19 protein-coding genes and 2 pseudogenes are annotated in these 20,623 nt (G+C 59.2%); 10 read left to right on the forward strand and 11 right to left on the reverse strand.

The window, feature by feature from the left end:
• Positions 1-378 precede the first annotated feature (378 nt).
• A complete protein-coding gene (locus TZ03_RS05900) occupies positions 379-1,053 on the forward strand; it encodes a heavy metal response regulator transcription factor (protein ID WP_003253420.1) in 675 nt (224 codons plus the stop codon).
• Positions 1,054-1,588: 535 nt separating this feature from the next.
• Here the strand turns inward: TZ03_RS05900 and TZ03_RS31090 are convergent.
• Both TZ03_RS31090 and TZ03_RS05910 read right to left on the reverse strand, forming a co-directional pair.
• On the reverse strand, positions 1,589-1,825 hold the full coding sequence (locus tag TZ03_RS31090) for a hypothetical protein (RefSeq protein WP_074059229.1): 237 nt from the start codon (positions 1,823-1,825) through the stop codon (positions 1,589-1,591).
• A 275-nt stretch (positions 1,826-2,100) separates the two neighbouring features.
• On the reverse strand, positions 2,101-2,640 hold the full coding sequence (locus tag TZ03_RS05910; RefSeq protein WP_003253418.1) for a hypothetical protein: 540 nt from the start codon (positions 2,638-2,640) through the stop codon (positions 2,101-2,103).
• 99 nt (positions 2,641-2,739) lie between these two features.
• On the opposite strand from TZ03_RS05910, the gene TZ03_RS05915 reads away from it, so the two are divergent.
• Positions 2,740-3,273, forward strand: a complete 534-nt coding sequence (locus TZ03_RS05915) for a hypothetical protein (protein WP_009682000.1) — start codon at positions 2,740-2,742, stop codon at positions 3,271-3,273.
• Here the strand turns inward: TZ03_RS05915 and TZ03_RS31455 are convergent.
• The 3 genes and pseudogenes from TZ03_RS31455 to TZ03_RS05935 all read right to left on the reverse strand — a co-directional run.
• Entirely contained in the window at positions 3,266-4,162 is an 897-nt protein-coding gene (locus TZ03_RS31455) for an alpha/beta fold hydrolase (protein ID WP_014754857.1), read from the reverse strand. The genes TZ03_RS05915 and TZ03_RS31455 overlap by 8 nt on opposite strands.
• Positions 4,163-4,498: 336 nt before the next feature.
• A complete protein-coding gene (locus tag TZ03_RS05930; RefSeq protein WP_003253411.1) occupies positions 4,499-5,536 on the reverse strand; it encodes a hypothetical protein in 1,038 nt (345 codons plus the stop codon).
• A 498-nt stretch (positions 5,537-6,034) separates the two neighbouring features.
• Positions 6,035-6,547: pseudogene (locus TZ03_RS05935) on the reverse strand (JAB domain-containing protein); the annotation flags it as partial.
• Positions 6,548-6,674: 127 nt separating this feature from the next.
• Here TZ03_RS05935 and coaBC point away from each other — a divergent pair.
• The 4 genes and pseudogenes from coaBC (at position 6,675) to argB (ending at position 10,795) form a co-directional block, all read left to right on the forward strand.
• Complete coding sequence (coaBC, locus tag TZ03_RS05940; protein WP_003253409.1) at positions 6,675-7,886, forward strand: bifunctional phosphopantothenoylcysteine decarboxylase/phosphopantothenate--cysteine ligase CoaBC; 1,212 nt, start codon at positions 6,675-6,677, stop codon at positions 7,884-7,886.
• Positions 7,887-7,891: 5 nt separating this feature from the next.
• The gene (gene dut, locus TZ03_RS05945; protein WP_016712700.1) at positions 7,892-8,347 is read left to right on the forward strand and encodes a dUTP diphosphatase; all 456 of its coding nucleotides are present in this window, start codon (positions 7,892-7,894) and stop codon (positions 8,345-8,347) included.
• Positions 8,348-8,491: 144 nt separating this feature from the next.
• A pseudogene (locus TZ03_RS05950) lies at positions 8,492-9,859 on the forward strand (phosphomannomutase/phosphoglucomutase); the annotation flags it as partial.
• Between the two features lie 30 nt (positions 9,860-9,889).
• Positions 9,890-10,795 (forward strand): acetylglutamate kinase, encoded by a 906-nt coding sequence (argB, locus tag TZ03_RS05955; RefSeq protein WP_051096407.1) that lies wholly within the window; start codon positions 9,890-9,892, stop codon positions 10,793-10,795.
• A gap of 162 nt (positions 10,796-10,957) precedes the next feature.
• Here argB and pyrE read toward each other — a convergent pair whose 3' ends face one another.
• Positions 10,958-11,599 (reverse strand): orotate phosphoribosyltransferase, encoded by a 642-nt coding sequence (pyrE, locus tag TZ03_RS05960; protein WP_003253405.1) that lies wholly within the window; start codon positions 11,597-11,599, stop codon positions 10,958-10,960.
• A gap of 80 nt (positions 11,600-11,679) precedes the next feature.
• On the opposite strand from pyrE, the gene TZ03_RS05965 reads away from it, so the two are divergent.
• Positions 11,680-12,459 carry an exodeoxyribonuclease III gene (locus TZ03_RS05965; protein ID WP_003253401.1) on the forward strand — a complete coding sequence of 260 codons (780 nt, stop codon included), beginning with the start codon at positions 11,680-11,682 and terminating at the stop codon, positions 12,457-12,459.
• 133 nt (positions 12,460-12,592) lie between these two features.
• Here the strand turns inward: TZ03_RS05965 and TZ03_RS05970 are convergent, their stop codons facing one another.
• Together TZ03_RS05970 and rph are read right to left on the reverse strand one after the other, a co-directional pair.
• Entirely contained in the window at positions 12,593-12,961 is a 369-nt protein-coding gene (locus TZ03_RS05970; RefSeq protein ID WP_051096409.1) for a DUF4870 domain-containing protein, read from the reverse strand.
• Between the two features lie 23 nt (positions 12,962-12,984).
• Positions 12,985-13,707, reverse strand: a complete 723-nt coding sequence (gene rph, locus TZ03_RS05975) for a ribonuclease PH (protein ID WP_051096411.1) — start codon at positions 13,705-13,707, stop codon at positions 12,985-12,987.
• Positions 13,708-13,932: 225 nt separating this feature from the next.
• Between rph and TZ03_RS05980 the strand changes: the two genes are divergently transcribed.
• Both TZ03_RS05980 and gmk read left to right on the forward strand, forming a co-directional pair.
• Positions 13,933-14,796: a YicC/YloC family endoribonuclease gene (locus tag TZ03_RS05980; RefSeq protein ID WP_051096414.1), complete on the forward strand. Its 864-nt coding sequence runs from the start codon at positions 13,933-13,935 to the stop codon at positions 14,794-14,796.
• Between the two features lie 13 nt (positions 14,797-14,809).
• The gene (gmk, locus tag TZ03_RS05985; RefSeq protein ID WP_051096417.1) at positions 14,810-15,430 is read left to right on the forward strand and encodes a guanylate kinase; all 621 of its coding nucleotides are present in this window, start codon (positions 14,810-14,812) and stop codon (positions 15,428-15,430) included.
• 123 nt (positions 15,431-15,553) lie between these two features.
• On the opposite strand, the gene TZ03_RS05990 is transcribed toward gmk, so the two are convergent.
• The 3 genes from TZ03_RS05990 to TZ03_RS06000 form a co-directional block, all read right to left on the reverse strand.
• The gene (locus tag TZ03_RS05990; RefSeq protein ID WP_051096420.1) at positions 15,554-17,095 is read right to left on the reverse strand and encodes an APC family permease; all 1,542 of its coding nucleotides are present in this window, start codon (positions 17,093-17,095) and stop codon (positions 15,554-15,556) included.
• 112 nt (positions 17,096-17,207) lie between these two features.
• A complete protein-coding gene (locus TZ03_RS05995) occupies positions 17,208-17,981 on the reverse strand; it encodes a gamma-glutamyl-gamma-aminobutyrate hydrolase family protein (protein ID WP_051096423.1) in 774 nt (257 codons plus the stop codon).
• 4 nt (positions 17,982-17,985) lie between these two features.
• Complete coding sequence (locus TZ03_RS06000) at positions 17,986-19,368, reverse strand: glutamine synthetase family protein (protein WP_051096427.1); 1,383 nt, start codon at positions 19,366-19,368, stop codon at positions 17,986-17,988.
• Between the two features lie 206 nt (positions 19,369-19,574).
• Between TZ03_RS06000 and TZ03_RS06005 the strand changes: the two genes are divergently transcribed.
• Positions 19,575-20,447 (forward strand): LysR family transcriptional regulator, encoded by an 873-nt coding sequence (locus tag TZ03_RS06005; protein ID WP_051096431.1) that lies wholly within the window; start codon positions 19,575-19,577, stop codon positions 20,445-20,447.
• Positions 20,448-20,623 lie beyond the last annotated feature (176 nt).

A 20,623-nucleotide genomic window follows, 5' to 3' on the forward strand; every position in this document is an offset into this window, starting at 1 on the left:
CCATTGGGCGCCTTTTTTTTGCCTAAAATTCAAGTAAGCGTTCGATTGTACGCATTGCATGCCGGTGAAGTTCATGACTACACCAATGACCAGTCTCCTCAACATGAGCGACCTCGCCGTCATCCGAACGGAACGAAGCTAGCACAAAGAAGAAAATAACCCAGTATTTCATATGGTCAAATCATCCGCTGGAGAGAGGGCCCGCAACTGTCAAACCCAAGCCGCGACAAGATATACCTCCAGACTATCAACTGTATTACCTAGAAATTACAAATCCGTCATTTGAACCCCAACACGCTCATTTTGATTTACCATCCATTTCAATAATGCCGGCGCGCGTGCGCGGTTAATTGCTCAGTGATATCGAGACATAATCCCATGCGAATTCTGGTAATTGAGGATGAAGTAAAAACTGCGGAGTATGTGCGTCAAGGCCTTACAGAGTGTGGCTATGTCGTAGATTGCGTCCACACCGGATCAGATGGATTATTCTTGGCCAAGCAGCATGAGTACGAGCTGATTATCCTCGATATAAACCTACCAGAGATGGACGGTTGGCAGGTCCTTGAGTTGTTGCGCCGTAAAAACTGCCCGTCCCGCATCATGATGCTGACGGCGAGAAGCCGATTGGCGGATAAGGTCCGGGGGCTGGAGAACGGCGCAGATGACTATCTGATCAAACCATTTGAGTTCCCAGAGCTGCTAGCCCGGGTTCGCGCCTTGATGCGCAGGTCAGATCACCCCGCATCTGTGGAGGTCATTCGCGTGGCCGATCTGGAACTTGATCAAAGCCGGCACAGGGCATTCAGGGACGGTCAGCGTATTGATTTGACCACCAAAGAATTCGCGTTGCTGCACTACTTGATGCGTAACACCGGGGTGGTACTGAGCCGTACGCAGATTATCTCTCAGGTTTGGGATATGAATTTTGATTGCGACACGAACGTTGTAGAGGTGTCGATTCGAAGACTCAGAGCCAAGATAGATGACCCCTTCGAAACCAAGCTGATACACACACTTAGAGGCGTAGGGTATGTACTTGAAAAGCGTTAATTGCCAAACTATATAGTATCGAGATCGGCTAACTAATTCCGTCGCAAACGTGCCTACTGAACTGGATTTTACTATTTACGACCCGCGGCGCTGATTCCTTACCCCGCAAATGAGGTAGGCTGTGCATGAGGTATAGCATTGATTATCAGCAGGTCTCGGAGGATCAAGAGTTTGTCAGGCCTGATGACCGCTCAGCTGATATTGTCTTTAACAGTGAGCATGGCTTAGCTCTTATCCCATGTGTTGGCGATGTAGTCAACCTACCCTCTACGGCCGTCAAAGCGGGGGTTTGTGGCGTCGTCAGATCAAGAATTTTCAATTATCTCAGGGGTCCTGAAGAGTTTTACTGCCACGTCAATATTTTTGTTGAAGAGGCCGACATCAATTTCGGCAATCTAATATCCGAATATATGCGTAACCAGGCACGCTCACGATCACCCTCCTCATAGTGGTTTGAATAGTCAATACGGATTCCGTCCTTTTATTGAGTGCTCAGTAGAACCCACGTTGCAGAGCTCTACTGAGCCCAAAAACCTTATTTCCGCTGCTGTGCAAAAACCACTAACTGCCACTCAATCTTGCCCGCGCCAGGTGCATGCTGGTGATGGTTCTGTGGAGGAAGAACATGCCCTTTGGCAATACCGATCTCATCCCCGCAGGAGACGCATCGGTAAATGCCTGGATTTGGCGCTTCGGTACCAGGCGAATACTTTTTATCGTACTCCGAATGATCACTTTTGTGCAGAAAATTGCCGTGCTTATACTGAGCCATATCTATTCCCTTGAACTGTTGCTCTATATTTTTGTGCCACTTTACCGGGGCACAGAATAATTTTTATCACGTAATGACGAATAGATTCCAGCGAAGTTTTCCATAATCGCTCAGTACGCAGCCTACTTTCGTAGCATTTATTATTCTGATTGTGTCAGGCAGGAGATTTTTATGCCGGCGGAATTTTGGCGCCATGCTATGGCACCAGGATAGAGATCAAATCACGCCATCAAGTGACTCTTGCTATTCGAACCTGCCCCTACAAGAACAGGTAGTCACGGCACCCTGCTAGAGCGCGGGAGAGGCGGAGCACACAGAGCAGGCGTCATTGTTTTTTGAATAGCGCACTGAAAAATATAGAAGTACAAGAAGCCCGCAAAGAGAACAGTAGGCGCCATCAGAGCCAATTGAGGATCCATAAACCCTGAAATTACATACTGCTTAAGTGTAAGAGAAGCCAGGATAAAGGCCGAACAATACAAAGCACCTGTAAATTGATTCCCTAGAAAGCTTAGCACCCCACTAAAGGCATTATTGGCGCTCAATAACACTGCCTTCAATATGGTCCAACCGAAAAGCGGAAGGAAAATCTTCACCATAAAGGCAAATAAAGTTGTTGAGGCGAACAGTTTCAGTGGTATCTCTGCCCATGGCTTGATGGTACCGTCGTTTTCTACACCAAAGAATAGGATGGCATTCAGGATAATTGCTATAGAGCAGCATATGATGAGGCGTATCACCTCCCGTTTAAGCGGGGCCATCATTATAACTGAGTTAATGCTTTTCGCGATATATTGCTTTAGAGCCTGGGTCATTGACCTATTGCGTCCTATGCTAGCCGAGGTGATAATATTGTATTGATGCAGCAGTAATAGACTGACGCTTTATTTATTTCTCAGTCAAGGAGAATCCTGATGATTTACGAGTCTGATGATTGGAGGAAGTCACTTCTTCGTTCAGCTCGTTGGCTTGAGAAGGCTCGTGTAAAAGAGTGTTCTGAAGGGCGCATTTATGCGAAAGCAGAACGTGAAATTTTTGTCAGTTTTTATACGGTACGCAAGCTAATCGAGACCTACAAAATCTCTGAATCAACGAAGAAAATTAAGCTCCATCTACCGTACTACCCGATCACCAGTGGCAAGACAGTAGACTACTTCAATCGGCACAACATAATGGAAAACTACGAAACTACTAAAGTTTACAAAGAACTGCGGGATATGACTTTTGTCGCGAACCAGGTAATCCACTCGTACGTATTCGAATTCGCGACTAGTGAGGATGGACGGATTGACGGGGTGTTTGTGGCCTCAGACAAGGGACGACACCAGCGACTCTATTACTATTCTATGACGCTAATGCTCAGTATTTTTAGGTCCGTAGGCTTGGATGTCGTCTCAGAGCAGCATTTGGTAAGGGACCCTGAAACAGAGCAGTGGAAGATCAGGTGAGTAGCCACCAAGCCAAACCCGCTACGGCAGCTGTAATTAACCCAACGGTTGCATAGAAGGCAGGTCTGCCGATCCAAGGGTGACAAGCCAGCATGATTCCCAGATGGGTCTTCGGCTTTATGCTATCCCACTCAGACTCGACGATGGTCCCATCTAGAATATAAGGCTTCCAATATTTGACGATATGGTCCTTGTCGGGCTCAAAAAAATCGCTATGGCCGTAATCAAAGTAACGGTCAGCTACACGTGTATTTTTAAATCCGTTTCGACCAGTCCCGCCGTAGCCTATAGTCGAAAAGGTAGCTAGGACGGGGTAAAAATCTCGCGTCCCGACATCGTTGACGATGTTGCCTGCAGCCATGTGCCGAGCATGCTTCTCCCAGGCATAATTGCCTTTTATTATGGAGCCGCAGAGAACAATTCTCTCAATGTTGATGTCAGTGTATTTGGCGAGGATCCGACTAATGATATAGGTGCCGAAGCTGTGGGCAATGACCATAATGCGAGCAGTCGGTTCCATAAGCCGTGCGTCTCGGAAGTCATTTGCGATCTTATTGATTGGCGTAGATCGAAACGGACACGCAAGCTGCAGCGCGGTCACACAATGGTAGCCAAGACCTTTGACTCTGACATGAGCAACATCTCGGAAGGCTGCTTTTACCAGCTCGTGCCAGGAACCATCAGTTTGAATACCATGGACAAGCATGAGCGTGATGGCCTGAGCATCATCTTTGACATTAGAAATCTGCATATCGACTAACGAGTCAAACAGCTCCAGATGCTCGGCATCCAGAGTTGCCCTAATTGCCTGCAGCTGGGCCAGTCGTTTGGTCTCAATCGTATTTTCCCAAGTCGATCGAACAAGGGTAACAATATCAACAGGCTTCAATCGAGCACCAATCTATAGGTTGGTTCCACGTTGGCGGCAAGTACTTCAAATTCGGTATCCATCCCAGGATCACGAACAATCTCTGGGATATCGCCGTAAGATTGGAATGAGAGACCTTCGCCGCTGGGGCACCTAACAATAAGGAATCTCTTGATAATCCGGCCCGTTACCAAGATATTAATCAAGATTGCAAGGTGCGCGGAAGTACCGGCTTGCATAATATCGAACATGCGATTCGGGTTTAGCCGAATTCTAGGCAAAGCTTCGCCACCCTGGGATTCATAGCCCTGGATAAAACTAGCCAATCTTCGGAGGCCTTCAGCCTCGTCTGGATGGTTAAGTATTAAAGGCGATAACTTTTCCGCGAACATATTCGTATTCTCCGGCGGAGCACGCTACGGTCACCGCAAACTCGTTTCTCTCACCCGAAATCAAAAGCCTCAGTTCACGGGGAGGATCACTGTCTGGTAGTTTAACGTAAATATTGGCTCCCGTCACTTCGCCATCACGCTCCAAGAAGCGATCCAACGCAGACATCGAACCCTCATCCGATGAAAGGTTTTCATCAACCGATGCGGAGGTAATCTGCATTTGGGCCCCGAATTCATTTCGAGCCGTTGAATTGCTATATCTGATTTCTTGGGAGAGGTTATCGCGCTCGCGCAGAATCTTATTCTTAGCGGGGCTAAGCGAAACTTCAGCGAACCCATCGTCCGGTAGAAATTTCCTTACTTTGTTTTTCAACACCCACAAGAGCTCGGAATATTTCTTTGCCTGATTATCTTGAGAGGCAATACGAAACTCCAATAAACCAGTGTGGTCCAGGTGAACAATATTCACCGCACGTTTTTTTGTGGTCGCATAGCGTCGAATCAGTTCGCCAGTTGCTGGATCCGTCTCCACAGCGCTGAGACGATTGATGTCACGGCTTTCGACGACTTTGATCGTAAGCGAAACCGGTGTCTTCTGCGGGTCCGGACGGTACAGGCGGATGTCGACGATTGTGGCCTCGTCGGGCATCTCAAGATCCAGCGGGTGAGTAAACAGCCCCGAAAGGCCCTCAGCTGCTGCGATTGAAGCGATGCGCGTAGGAGACAGCAGGCCGATTGCCCGCTCTTCAGTGCACTGGAAAAGGAACGAGTGCTGCTTGCCAAACTCCTCCACCTGCTGCAGTAGATCACGGAGGTCTTTCAGGGCAAGTTTTTTATCCTTGAGGGCAGGCTCGATCCGCTTCTCATAGAGATCGTCCCAGTTTTGCGCAGAAACGGGGATGCCCTTCGTCCGGAGGAATTCCTTGACGACGGCTTGGCTAGTCGCATTTTTCAGAAGGCCAAAAAGGATCTTGGCTAGCTTTTGGTCGTCGTCACTCAGCACATCACTCTCCACAAATTGGCATTAAGCTTAAAGGCTCGTGCGAGCCTTGGCTGTGGAGGCATGAAGCCGGTGACATCCTGCCACGAGAGCGCCGACCTGCGCGCATCATGCCTTCCATTGCGCGCGCATTCTCGCCTTTTTATCCAGCGGTACACAATGAGTGGAGAAGGTCAAAATGCCATCAGCGATGTAGGATCCCTTGGCCACGTGGAGTAGGTTCCATCAGATTTTGCCGTAATGTTCAGCTTTTTCGGGAAGATGGGTAGGAATTCCCAGCTTTTCTGTGAACCGCAAGCAACAGCCTGAGCCCCAGTCATCCGGGACCTAGCATCACAATTGTTGGTGAAGCTGACTGCTGTGGTGGCCCGCCTGGGCCTAAAATCAAATTTGCTCTGCAACACTGAATATGGAACATCAAAATCTGAATAAGCATCAAGGAATGCTTCTATCTCGGGCACTTCAGCCGAGTGAAACACTAGAGTTGACACCATAACCGCGAAGGATCAAGGCCGCCGCGTTATGCAGCAATGCCCGCCGTACCACCTCCCGCGGGTAGACACTCGCCCGGTCTATCGTGCCCCGGAACAGGATTTCGAACGCCAGCGGCCGGTGCTTGGTATCGAGAAACAGGCACCCGAACACCTCGCTGACCTCGTGTCGAAGCATCGCTTTCAAGTAACGCCGCACTGTTTCCGGGCTGTCCATGGCCGATTCACGCTCAATCGAAGTTGCAAGATGCCTGCGCCCTATCTCCAGCAAAGCCTGCAGTTGGCTGTACCTCACCGGGCCTAGCCCAAGCTCTCCGACAAAGGCCTCGCGGTCGGCCTCCAGCAACCGACGCAAGCTGCCGAACTTCACCAGCAGGCCCCGCGACAGCTCAACTACATTGCACCCGCGCACTCCTGAGCCGAGGAACACAGCCAGCAATTCCGTGTCGGTCAGGCTGCCAGCCCCACGCTGCAACAACTTCTCCCGCGGCCGTTCTTCAGCCGGCCATTCCCTGATATTCATCCCTGCCCCTGCCCTTGCTGCGGCCCGTTTCGGCCCTGTGTTAATCTATTTCGCCTCGTACATGCGACGTTCTGCCGCAGGCATTTTCAAACGTCGTCGCCCGCTCTCACTGGAAAAAGGCAAGCCTATGCAGCGGCTGTATCGCAAGCGCATCGTTCTCGGCGTGGGTGGCGGCATTGCCGCCTACAAAAGCGCCGAGCTGATTCGCCGTCTCCTGGAGCACGGCGCGCAGGTGCGCGTCGTCATGACCCGTGGGGGTGCCGAGTTCATCACCCCGCTGACCCTGCAGGCGCTGTCGGGCCACCCGGTGCACATGGACCTGCTCGACCCTGCCGCCGAAGCGGCCATGGGCCATATCGAACTGGCCAAGTGGGCCGACCTGGTGCTGATCGCCCCGGCCACCGCCGACCTCATGGCGCGCATGGCCCAAGGCATGGCCGACGACCTGCTGACCACCCTGGTGCTGGCCACCGATGCCACCGTTGCCGTCGCCCCGGCGATGAACCAGGCCATGTGGCGCGACCCGGCCACCCAGGCCAACCTCGAGCTGCTCAAGAGCCGTGGCATCCAGGTGTTCGGCCCGGCCTCCGGCAGCCAGGCCTGCGGCGACGTCGGCCTGGGGCGCATGCTCGAAGCCACCGACCTGGCCTGGTGCGCCGCGGAAAGCTTCAAGCGCCAGGCACTGACCGGCAAGCACGTGCTGATCACCGCCGGCCCGACCCAGGAAAACATCGACCCGGTGCGCTACATCACCAATCATAGCTCCGGCAAGATGGGCTTCGCCCTGGCCGAAGCGGCTGCCGAAGCCGGGGCTCGGGTAACCCTCGTCACCGGCCCGGTGCACCTGCCAACCCCCGACCGGGTCAGCCGCATCGACGTGGTCAGCGCGCGGGACATGCTCGCGGCCTGTGAAGCGGCCATGCCGTGCGACCTGTTCATCGCCTCGGCGGCGGTTGCGGACTACCGCCCGGAAGTGGTTGCCACGCAAAAACTGAAGAAAGATCCTACGACCGGCGACGGCATGCTGCTGCAGATGGTGCGCAATCCCGATATCCTTGCCACCATCGCTGGCCGTGCCGACCGCCCGTTCAGCGTCGGCTTCGCCGCCGAGACCGAACACTTGCTCGATTACGCCACGCGCAAGCTCAAGGACAAGAACCTCGACCTGATCGTCGCCAATGATGTGGCCAACCCCAGCATCGGCTTCAACAGCGAAGAAAACGCCTTGACCGTGATCGACCGCCAGCAGCACCAGACCCTCTTTGCGCAGACCAGCAAGGGCAAGATCGCCCGGCAGCTGGTCGCCTTCATCGCCGAACGGCTCAACCAGGTTCAATAAGTTACATGCACGCTCTTCAAGCCAAGATCCTCGACCCACGCCTGGGCAGCGAATTCCCGCTGCCGACCTACGCCACCCCCGGCTCCGCCGGCCTCGACCTGCGCGCCCTGCTCAAGGAAGACACGGTCCTCGAGCCAGGCCAGACCCTGCTGATCCCCACCGGCCTGTCGATCTACATCGGCGACCCGGGCCTGGCGGCGGTGATCCTGCCGCGCTCGGGCCTGGGCCACAAGCACGGCATCGTGCTGGGCAACCTGGTCGGCCTGATCGACTCGGACTACCAGGGCGAGCTGATGGTGTCGTGCTGGAACCGCGGCAACACCCCGTTCACCATCGCGGTTGGCGAGCGTATCGCCCAGCTGGTGCTGGTGCCGGTGGTGCAGGCCCACTTCGACATCGTCGAAGCGTTCGATGAAAGCCAGCGTGGCGCTGGCGGCTTCGGTCACTCTGGCAGCCACTGAGCCGGCAAACGACCGTTCAGGCCAAGGATGGCGAACTCTCTGACGAAACCACCGTCCAAGCGTTCAGTTTGCGCCTGCCCAGAAAGCCTTTGACTAATGGAGCTTCCAGAGATGAACGACATGGCCCACCTGGTCCCCGCCGCATTGCCAGACAGCATTTTCCGCGCGTATGACATCCGTGGCGTGGTCGGCAAGACCCTTCACGCCGAAACCGCCTACTGGATCGGCCGCGCCATCGGCGCACAGAGCCTGGCCCAGGGCGAACCGCAGGTTTCGGTCGGCCGTGACGGTCGCCTGTCCGGCCCGCTGCTGGTCGAGCAGTTGATCAAGGGCCTGGTCGACGCCGGCTGCCACGTCAGCGACGTCGGCCTGGTGCCCACCCCGGCGCTGTACTACGCCGCCAACGTGCTGGCCGGCAAGTCGGGGGTGATGCTGACCGGCAGCCACAACCCATCGGACTACAACGGCTTCAAGATCGTCATCGCTGGCGACACCCTGGCCAACGAACAGATCCAGGCCCTGCTGACCCGCCTGAAAAGCAATGACCTGAGCCGCGGCGAAGGCCGTGTGGAAAAGGTCGAGATCCTTGACCGCTACTTCCAGCAGATCGTCGACGACGTGAAACTGGCCAAGAAGCTCAAGGTGGTGGTGGACTGCGGCAACGGTGCCGCTGGCGTGGTCGCGCCGCAACTGATCGAAGCCCTGGGCTGCGAAGTGATCCCGCTGTTCTGCGAGGTCGACGGCAACTTCCCCAACCACCACCCCGACCCGGGCAAGCCGGAAAACCTCGAAGACCTGATCGCCAAGGTCAAGGAAACCGGTGCCGACATCGGCCTGGCCTTCGACGGTGACGGCGACCGCGTCGGCGTGGTGACCAACACCGGCAGCATCGTCTACCCCGACCGCCTGCTGATGCTGTTTGCCCAGGACGTGCTGTCGCGCAACCCAGGCGCCGAGATCATCTTCGACGTCAAATGCACCCGCCGCCTGACCCCGCTGGTCGAGCAGCATGGTGGTCGCGCACTGATGTGGAAGACCGGCCACTCGCTGATCAAGAAGAAGATGAAGCAAACCGGCTCGCTGCTGGCCGGCGAGATGAGCGGTCACATCTTCATCAAGGAACGCTGGTACGGTTTCGACGACGGCATCTACAGCGCCGCGCGCCTGCTGGAGATCCTCAGCAAGGCCGGGCAGAGCGCCGAAAACCTGTTCGCCGCCTTCCCGAACGATATTTCCACGCCGGAAATCAATATTGATGTGACCGACGAGGGTAAATTCAGCATCATTGATGCACTGCAACGCGACGCCGACTGGGGCGAGGCCAACCTGACCACCATCGACGGTGTACGGGTGGATTACCCTCACGGCTGGGGCCTGGTTCGCGCCTCCAACACCACCCCGGTGCTGGTGCTGCGCTTCGAGGCCGACAGCGACGCCGAATTGCAACGTATCAAGGATGTTTTCCGTACCCAGTTGCTGCGGGTTGAGCCTGAGCTGCAACTGCCGTTCTGACCGACTATCTGTTCCTTACAGGAGCCCTGCATGACCCTCGATCGCGATGCCGCTTCCCATGTAGCCGAGGTTTTGTCCGAAGCACTGCCTTACATCCGCCGCTTTGTCGGCAAGACCCTGGTGATCAAGTACGGCGGCAACGCGATGGAGAGCGAGGAGCTCAAAACCGGCTTCGCCCGTGACATCGTGCTGATGAAGGCTGTGGGCATCAACCCGGTGGTGGTCCACGGTGGTGGCCCGCAGATCGGCGACCTGCTCAAGCGCCTGTCGATCGAGAGCCACTTCATCGACGGCATGCGCGTCACCGACTCAGCGACCATGGACGTGGTGGAGATGGTACTGGGTGGCCAGGTCAACAAGGACATCGTCAACCTGATCAACCGCCACGGCGGCAGCGCCATCGGCCTGACCGGCAAGGACGCGGAGCTGATCCGCGCCCGCAAGCTGACCGTCAGCCGCCAGACGCCAGAGATGACCACCCCGGAAATCATCGACATCGGCCACGTGGGCGAAGTGGTGAGCGTGAATACCGACCTGCTGAACATGCTGGTCAAGGGCGACTTCATCCCGGTGATCGCGCCGATCGGCGTGGGTGCCAACGGTGAGTCGTACAACATCAACGCCGACCTGGTGGCGGGCAAGGTGGCCGAGGCGCTGAAGGCCGAGAAGCTGATGCTGCTGACCAACATCGCCGGCCTGATGGACAAGCAGGGTGAAGTGCTGACCGGCCTGACCACCGAGCAGGTCAACGAACTGATCGCCGACGGCACCATCTATGGCGGCATGCTGCCGAAGATCAAGTGTGCGCTGGAGGCGGTGCAGGGTGGCGTGAACAGCTCGCACATCATCGATGGCCGTGTGCCGAATGCGGTGCTACTGGAGATCTTCACCGACAGCGGCGTGGGCACCCTGATCACCAACCGCAAGCAGCGCTGAGTGATCGGTTAGCCTGCACCGGCCTCTTCGCGGGCGCGCCCGCTCCCACAGGGGTTGCGCCGAACCTGTGGGAGCGGGCATGCCCGCGAAGAGGCCCAAACAGGCGGCACAAAAAAAGGCGACCTCCACAAGAAGGTCGCCTTTTTCATTTCCAGGCCAGGATCAGATCCCGTACTGCGCCCGATAGGCCTCGACAGCCGGCAGGTGCTGCTTCAGCTGCGGGTCATCGGCGAGGAACTCCAGCACCTGGGTCAGCGAAACGATGCTGACCACCGGAATACCGAAGTCACGCTCCACTTCCTGGATCGCCGACAGTTCGCCATTGCCACGCTCTTCGCGGTTCAGCGCGATCAGCACGCCGGCGGCCTTGGCCTGCTGGGCGTTGATGATCTGCATGACTTCGCGGATGGCGGTACCAGCGGTGATCACGTCGTCGATGATCAGCACGTCACCGGCCAGCGGCGCGCCGACCAGGCTGCCGCCCTCACCGTGGTCCTTGGCTTCCTTGCGGTTGAAGCACCATGGCACGTCGAGCTGATGCTGGTCGGCAAGGGCCACAGCGGTAGTCGCCGCCAAAGGGATACCCTTGTAGGCCGGGCCGAACAGCACGTCGAACGGAATCTTGCTGTCGACGATGGCCGCGGCGTAGCAACGCCCCAGCTCGGCCAATGCAGAACCGGTATTGAACAGGCCGGCATTGAAGAAATACGGGCTGGTACGCCCCGATTTCAGGGTGAATTCACCGAAACGCAGTACCCCGCGATCGATGGCAAAACGGATAAAGTCGCGCTGATACGGCTGCATGGATAGTCCCGGACACCACGGATTTAGCTAAATGGGTTGAGCTCGGGTATCATACACGCACGAGATTTTTGGGGCCATTTATGCGGATCATCAGTGTGAACGTAAATGGCATTCAGGCTGCAGCCGAGCGTGGATTGCTCAGCTGGCTGCAAGCCCAGAATGCCGACGTCATCTGCCTTCAGGATACCCGCGCCTCGGCCTTTGAACTCGATGACCCAGCTTTCCAGCTCGATGGCTATTTCCTTTATGCCTGCGACGCGGAAGTGCCTGCCCAAGGTGGCGTGGCCCTTTACTCGCGCATGCAGCCCAAGGCAGTCATCACCGGCCTGGGCTTCGAGACAGCCGACCGCTACGGGCGTTACCTGCAAGCAGATTTCGACAAAGTCAGTATTGCCAGCCTACTGCTGCCTTCGGGCATGAACGGCGACGAAGACTTGAACCAGAAGTTCAAGTTGATGGACGACTTCGCCAAGTACCTGGACAAGCAGCGGCGCAAGCGTCGCGAATACATCTATTGCGGCTCGTTCTACGTCGCGCAGCAGAAGCTCGACATCAAGAACTGGCGTGACAGCCAGCAGTCGCCGGGCTTCCTGGCGCCGGAGCGGGCCTGGATGGATGCGATCACCGGCGAGATGGGGTACGTCGACGCCCTGCGCGAAGTCAGCCGTGAAGGCGACCAGTACAGCTGGTGGCCGGACAACGAGCAGGCCGAGATGCTCAACCTGGGCTACCGGTTCGACTACCAGATCCTCACCCCGGGCCTGCGTCGCTTCGTGCGCAACGCCCGCCTGCCGCGTCAGCCGCGCTTCTCCCAGCATGCGCCGCTGATTGTGGACTATGACTGGACGTTGACCATCTAAAAGCCGATTGGGGCTGCTTTGCAGCCCATCGCCGGCAAGCCAGCTCCCACAGGGATCACCACAGTTTTTGAAACCTGCGGTGCACCTGTGGGAGCTGGCTTGCCGGCGATGGGCCGCGAAGCGGCCCCAATTGCTATTTGATCGGCCGCCAGATCATCGGGTAACGATACGGCTTGCCCTCATTCGCCCGTACCGCGGCAATGATGATCAGGATCATCACCGCGACCATCAGCATGGCGAACAGCACCAGCCCGATGAACACGAACATCAGCAAGAAGCAGATGAACCCGGCAATGGTCACGCTGATCTGAAAGTTCAGCGCTTCTTTGCCCTGGGCGTCGATGAAAGGGTCTTGCTCGCGCTTGAGGTGCCACAGCACCAGCGGGCCCAGCAGGTGCCCGAGCGGCACCACCAGGCCCAGCAGCGCGGAGAGGTGGCAGAACATCGCCCATTGCCGAACATCGGCGCTGGGCGGGGTGATCGACAGGTTCGAATCGCTCATGCCCCGCACCTCCCTGGCTGGGTTCAGTCGGCCAGTGCCGCCTGCTGCAGTTCGAAGATTTCAGTCATGCCCTTCTGCGCCAGGGCGAGCATGGCGTTGAAGTCTTCAGGCTGGAACGGCGCACCTTCGGCAGTGCCCTGCACTTCGATGAAACCACCGGCACTGGTCATGACCACGTTCAGGTCGGTTTCGGCAGCCGAATCTTCCAGGTAGTCCAGGTCGAGCACCGCTTCGCCCTGGTACATGCCCACCGACACTGCGGCGATCATGTGCTTGAGCGGGTTGCCGGCCTTCAGGCCGCCACGCTTCTTGATCACCGCCAGAGCGTCGCACAGGGCGACCATGGCACCGGTGATGGACGCGGTACGGGTGCCGCCATCGGCCTGGATCACGTCGCAGTCGACGTACAGGGTGATGTCACCGAGCTTGCTCATGTCCAGTGCGGCACGCAGCGAGCGCCCTATGAGACGCTGGATTTCCAGGGTGCGGCCACCCTGTTTGCCACGGCTGGCTTCGCGCTGGTTACGCTCGCCGGTGGAGCGCGGCAGCATGCCGTATTCGGCGGTCAGCCAGCCTTGGCCCTGGCCTTTGAGGAAGCGCGGCACACCATTTTCCACACTGACCGTGCAGATGACCTTGGTGTCACCGAACTCGACCAGTACCGACCCTTCGGCGTGCTTGGTGTAGTTGCGGGTGATGCGGATCGAGCGAAGCTGATCGGCGGCGCGACCACTTGGACGTTTCATCTGGGATACCTGTACTGGGACTTTGAATCTGCCGAGCATTATAGAGCCCGCGGCCCGGGGAAGACATGCCTATTGTCGCGCCCGCCACAGCCCGTCGCCTTTTCCTACTGCCATGGCCACCCCTCTGTAACATAGGTGGATTGGGCGCCAAGGCCCCACTGCGCTACAATCCTGCGCCTTGCAGCCGAGAGGCTCCCACCCATTCATCTACGCGAGGTACTCCCCATGGTGCACAGCATGACCGCTTTTGCTCGTGTCGAGCGCGCCGGCAGCCAAGGCACTTTGGTCTGGGAGCTGCGTTCGGTCAACCACCGTTACCTGGAGCCGCACCTGCGCCTGCCCGAGGCCCTGCGCGACCTCGAAGGCGGCGTGCGCGAAGGCCTGCGCCAGGGCCTGTCGCGGGGCAAGGTGGAATGCACCTTGCGCCTCAACGAAGACAGCAACGGCAAGCCGCTGAAGGTAGACCGCGAGCGCGCCGCGCAACTGGTCGCCGCCGCCGAGGAAGTGGCTGGCCTGATCAAGCAGCCGGCGCCGCTGAACCCGCTGGAAGTGCTGTCATGGCCTGGCGTGCTGGTGGCCGACGCCAGCGACCCGCAGGCGCTGAACGCCGAAGCCATGGCGCTGTTCGACGAAGCGCTGACCGAGCTCAAGGCCGGGCGCCAGCGTGAAGGCCAGGAACTGGCCCGGCTGATCAACGAACGCCTGGACAACATGGCCAGCGAAGTCACCACCCTGCGCGCACTGGTGCCGCAGATGCTGGCAGCACAGCGACAGAAGATCCTCGACCGCTTCGGCGACATGCAGGCCGAACTCGACCCGCAGCGCCTGGAGCAGGAGATGGTGCTGCTGGCGCAGAAAAGCGACGTGGCCGAGGAACTCGACCGCCTCAGCACCCACGTCACCGAAGTGCGCCGGGTGCTCAAGTCTGGCGGTGCAGCCGGCCGACGCCTGGACTTCCTGATGCAGGAACTCAACCGCGAGGCCAATACCCTCGGCTCCAAGGCCTTCGACCCACGCAGCACGCAAGCGGCGGTCAACCTGAAGGTATTGATCGAACAGATGCGTGAACAAGTACAGAACATCGAGTAAGGCCACCCCGACCATGAACCACAGCAGCGGCACCCTCTACATCGTTTCGGCCCCGTCCGGCGCCGGCAAGACCAGCCTGGTCAGCGCCCTGACCAAGGACGACCAGCAGATCCGCGTCTCGGTCTCGCACACCACCCGCGCCATGCGCCCAGGCGAACAGCACGGGGTGAACTACCACTTCGTCGTCCACGAGGAATTCAAGGCGCTGATCGCGCAAGGCGACTTCCTGGAGCATGCCGAAGTGTTCGGCAACTTCTACGGCACTTCGCGCAGCGCGCTGCAACAGACCCTGGACCAAGGCTACGACCTGATCCTGGAAATCGACTGGCAAGGCGCCCAGCAGGTACGCCAGCTGATGCCCGAGGCGTTGTCGGTGTTCATCCTGCCGCCAAGCCAGGAAGCGCTGCGCCAGCGCCTGGACGGCCGTGGGCAGGACAGCGAGGAGATCATCGCCGGGCGCATGAAGGAAGCGGTCAGCGAGATGGAGCACTACGACGAATATGACTACGTGATCATCAACGATGATTTCGACGAGGCGCTGGAGGATCTGAAGGCGGTGTTCCGCTCGAATCGCCTGGTGCTGAAGAAGCAGCAGCAGCGTCATGCGGTGTTGCTGAAGCAAATGATCGGCTGAAGATCGATGGGCCCTCTTCGAGGCCCTTTCGCGACACAAGGCCGCTCCCACATTGGATGGCGTACGCCGTGCTTTTGTGGGAGCGGCCTTGTGTCGCGATAGGGGCGCAAAGCGCCCCCAGCTTTATTCCTGCAAAGGCAGGGTCGCCTGCTGACGCAGGGTAGCCCCCAGGAAGTACGCCGGCGCACGCATGCGCGACAGCATCATCAGCCCGATGCCGAGCACCGAGATGATCGCGGCAATCACGAACACCAGCCCCAGCCCACCCACATGCGAGCCGCTGCCGAAGTCCGGCGAGGCGCTGTCGATGGCAGTACGCGCGAAGATCACCGACAGGATCACCCCACCCACCAGCGGGCACAGGCCGCGCATGATGAAGTGGCGCAGGCTGTCGAACAGGCTGTCGCGGAAGTACCAGACGCAGGCAAAGGCGGTCAGCGAATAGTAGAAGCAGATCATCATGCCCAGCGCGGTGATGGTATCGGCCAGCACGTTCTCGCTCAGGGTACGCATGGTCACGTAGAACAGGCCCGCGGCCACGCCGGCGCAGATGGTGGCGTAGCGCGGGGTTTGCGAACGCGGGCAAACGCTGGCGAACTTCTGCGGTACCGCACCGTAGTAACCCATGGCCAACAGGGTGCGCGCCGGTGCCACGAAGGTCGACTGCAGCGAGGCCGCCGTACTGGCCAGCACGGCGATGGACATCAGGATCGCCAGCGGCCCCATGACCGGGCCGGCCAGGTGGGCAAACACGTTCTCCTGGATGCGCGGGTTGTTCAGGCCCAGGCCAGATTCGCTGATACCGGCAAACTGCAGGGTGGCGATGGCGGTGAACAGGTACAGGCCGAGGATCAACATCACGGTCCAGGTGGCAGCCTTGCCCGGCACCTCTTCACTGCCCACCGACTCTTCGCTGACGGTCAGGCACGTGTCCCAGCCCCAGAAGATGAAAATCGACAGCGAAAGCCCGGCGGCAAAGGCCGAGAACGACTCGACACCGAACGGGTTGAACCAGGCGAAATCGAACTCCAGCGGTGGCGGCGCGGTGGTGCCGCCGAAAGCGGCGAAGGCAAAGCCGATCAGCACCAGCAACTGCAAAGCCACCAGGCCGTACTGCACGGTCATGGTGGTGGCTATGCCGCGGCAGCAGATCCACACCGCCAGGGCGATGAACACGCAACAGGTGGTGATGTTGATCAACAGGTTGTCGGCCAATGCCGCCAGCTCATGCTGGCCGGTAAGCTGGGCAAGGAACAGGTAGAAGAAGTCGACCGCCACCCCCGCCAGGTTGGACAACACGATGGTGGTGGCGACCACCAATCCCCAGCCGCCGATCCAGCCGATCATCGGGCCGAAGGCACGCGCCGACCAGGTAAACGAAGTGCCGCTGTCCGGCTCCGCCGAGTTCAGTTCGCGGTAGCCCAGGGCCACCAGCAGCATCGGCAGGAAGCCGACGATGAACACGGCTGGCAGGTGGGCACCTACCTCACGCACGGTCGGGCCAAGGGCGCCGGTCAGGGTGTAGACCGGGGCGATGGTGGAAATGCCCAGCACCACGCTGGCCAGCAAGCCCAGGCGGCCTTTGGCCAGGCCCTTGCTGCGCTGGGTGTTACCCGCGTCGGCCACCACATCGGGTGGGCGGCCGGCTTCTGTGTAATTGCTCATGAGTATTTGCCATAAATTTTGGAATTGTTTTCACAGGCCTTGCGCACAAGGCCCGCTTTCACTCATTGAAAGCTTGCTGTCGGGGCAAGTCATCCGAGACCTTCGGGTGACGTCAGAATGACTTCTGCCGTGCGCCCTCCCGTGCTGCGTAGGCAATGCAGGCCTCGCGAAACGCCTGGAACAGGCGCAGGGAGACCGGGTTTTCGCTGAAGCGCCACTCCGGGTGCCACTGCACACCGAGCACAAAGCCCGGGGCCGCCGGCATGGACACCGCTTCGATCAGGCCATCCGGGGCCCGTGCTTCGACACGCAGGCCCGGGGCCAGGCGGTCGATGCCCTGACTGTGCAGCGAGTTGACCTCGAACTGCGCCGCCAGGCCCAGGCGCTCGAACAACCCGCCAGGCTCGATGCCAACAGGGTGACGAGGGCCGTATTGCACCTCCAGGGGTGCATCCTCAGGTTCGCGGTGGTCAAGGTAGCCGGGCAGTTCCTGCACGCGCTGGTGCAGGCTGCCGCCCAGGGCCACGTTCAGTTCCTGGTAGCCACGGCAGATACAGAACACCGGCACACCGGCGGCAATGGCCGCCTGCAGCAGCGGCAAGGTCAGGCGATCGCGCGCCAAATCGTGCCGGGTACCGGCCGCGCTGGGGGCGCCATTGTAATGATGCGGTTCGATATTTGAAGGCGAGCCGGTAAAAAGAATACCGTGCAGACGGGCCAGCAGCGCCTGCGTGTCGCTGCCCCCGTCACGGGCCGGCAAGATCAGTGGCAAGCCAGCAAAGCCGGCCGCCTCGACATACTTGTCGCCTACCGTGTGCGACGAGTTCTTCCCCACCTGCTGGCGGCAGGCGCTGACACCGATCAAGGGGACCGCATTTGCGCTCATGGGCTTACACCGTGTGCAGGTACCAGTTGTACTCGAGGTCGGAGATCGACACTTCGAACTCGGCCAGCTCGCTTTCCTTGCAGGCCACGAAGATATCGATGTAGTCCGGGCTGATGTATTGGTTGAGGACTTCGCTGTCGTCCAGCGCGCGCAAGGCATCGCGCAGGTTGTTCGGCAGGCTTTGTTCCAGCTGCTCGTAGGAGTTGCCCTCGATCGGCGCATCCGGCTCGACCTTGTTGGTCAGGCCATGGTGAACGCCGGCGAGGATCGCCGCGAGCATCAGGTACGGGTTGGCGTCAGCACCGGCCACGCGGTGCTCGAGGCGCACGTTGTCGCTGCTGTCGGTGGGCACGCGCACGGCCACGGTGCGGTTGTCCAGGCCCCAGCTCGGCGCATTGGGCACATAGAACTGCGCGCCGAAACGGCGATAGGAGTTGATGTTCGGACAGAGGAAGGCCATCGACGCCGGCATGGTTTCCAGCACGCCACCGATGGCATGGCGCAGCGCGTCGCTTTGCAGCGGGTCGTCGCTGGTAAAAATGTTCTTGCCGGTTTTCTTGTCCAGCAACGAAATGTGCACGTGCAGGCCGTTGCCGGCCTGGCCCGGGTAGGGCTTGGCCATGAAGGTGGTGTCCATTTCATGGTCGTAGGCAACGTTCTTGATCAGGCGCTTGAGCAGGATCGCGTAGTCGCAGGCCTTCAACGGGTCGGCCACATGGTGCAGGTTGACCTCGAACTGTGCCGGGGCGCTTTCCTTGACGATGGCGTCGGCGGGCAGGCCTTGCTCCTTGGCCGCTTCGAGCATGTCCTGCAGGCAGTCGGCGTATTCATCGAGGTCGTCGATCAGGTACACCTGGGTGGACTGCGGGCGCTTGCCGGAAATCGGCGAACGCGGCGGTTGCGGGCGGCCGTTGAGGTTGTCCTGGTCGATCAGGTAGAACTCCAGCTCGAACGCGGCGCAGATAGTCAGGCCCAGGTCGTCGAACTTGCTCACCACCTGACGCAGCACTTCGCGCGGGTCGGCGAAGAACGGCTGGCCATCCAGTTCGTGCATGGTCATCAGCAACTGGGCGGTAGGGCGCTTCTGCCACGGTTCGTCCGACAGCGTGCCGGGGATCGGGAAGCAGATGCGGTCGGCATCGCCGATGTCCAGGCCAAGGCCGGTGCTCTCGACCGTGGAACCATTGATGTCCAGGGCGAACAGCGATGCCGGCAGGTTGATACCCTTTTCGTACACCTTGTGCAGGCTGGCCCGCTCGATGCGCTTGCCACGTACCACGCCGTTCATGTCGGAGATCAGCAGGTCGACGTACTGCGTTTCCGGATGGGCCTGGAGGAAGTCATTCATCTCGCTGGAAGAACTGGCGCACGGGGTTACCGACGTCATGGCTGTACATCCTTTGATTTGCTGCGGCGATGTGGGGATACGGCTGGCGCCTCACGGGCGACGATGGTTGCAGCTGTTGTTCTTTTCACTTTCCCATCGTGGGGATTGGTTACCCGACCGGGCGCATTGATTCCCGGGGGCCGTTCTACTATAAAATGGCCAAAACGCAACAGACATTGGCAATTCGGCAAGCAGAGCGTGCACCAATGCAATATCAGATTACCCATGCCGACCTCTCTCTGGTCCTGGCCCTGGAACGTGGCCGCTCCCTGGCCAAGGCTGCGGAGTTGCTCAAGGTGGATGTCTCGACAGTGTTCCGCTCGATCCGCCGGCTGGAGTCGGCGCTGGGCACCGCCTTGTTCGTCAAGAGCCGCAAGGGCTACCTGCCGACCGACACCGCCCAGGCCCTGGCCGAACAGGCCGAGCGCGCCGAGCAGGCACTGGAGGCGGCACGCATTGCCATGACCAGTGGCGAGCAGGTGGTCAGCGGCACGGTGCGGCTGACCTGCACCGAGGCGGTGATGCACAGCCTGTTGCTGCCGGCGCTGGCCGAATTCATGCCCAACTACCCGGCCTTGTCGCTGGAGATGGGCACCTCCAACACCTTCGCCAACCTCAGCCGCCGCGATGCCGACATTGCCCTGCGCCTGACCAACACGCCGCCGGAACACCTGGTGGGCCGTAATCTAGGGTCTACCTCCTATGTGGTCTGCGGCCAGCCACAGTGGCGCGAGCGCCTGGCCGAATCGCCCACCAGCGTTCCATGGATCGCACCCGACGACTCGATGCAGGACCACCCCACGGTGGTCTGGCGCAACCAGCAGCACCCTGGGCTGAGCCCGCGCTACCAGTGCAGCGGCATGTCGACCATCGCCCAACTGGTCACCGCCGGCCTGGGCGTGGCGGCGCTGCCGGACTACATGGTGCATGCGCTGCCCGGGGTGGATGCGCTGAGCGGGCCGCTGCCCGGTTGCGACACCCAGTTGTGGCTGCTGACCCGGCCGGATTGCCGGGCGTTGCGCTCGGTGCAGACTTTATTCGAAGAGCTGACCCCGCGGTTGCGTGACGCGATGCTCTGAGGTTATCGTCAGGCTCATGTATCGAGGGTGTCTGTTGCGGCCCTTTCGCGGGCATGCCCGCTCCCACAGGTAAGGCGGCGGCGGTGAGAACTGTGCAGGACTTGTGGGAGCGGGCGCGCCCGCGAAGCATCCCACACCGATCTAGCCGACAAAACAGCGCTTCCCTATTGGCTGGT

It is taken from the genome of Pseudomonas sp. 10-1B (assembly GCF_000935045.1).
In the GTDB taxonomy this organism is placed as follows: Bacteria; Pseudomonadota; Gammaproteobacteria; order Pseudomonadales; family Pseudomonadaceae; genus Aquipseudomonas.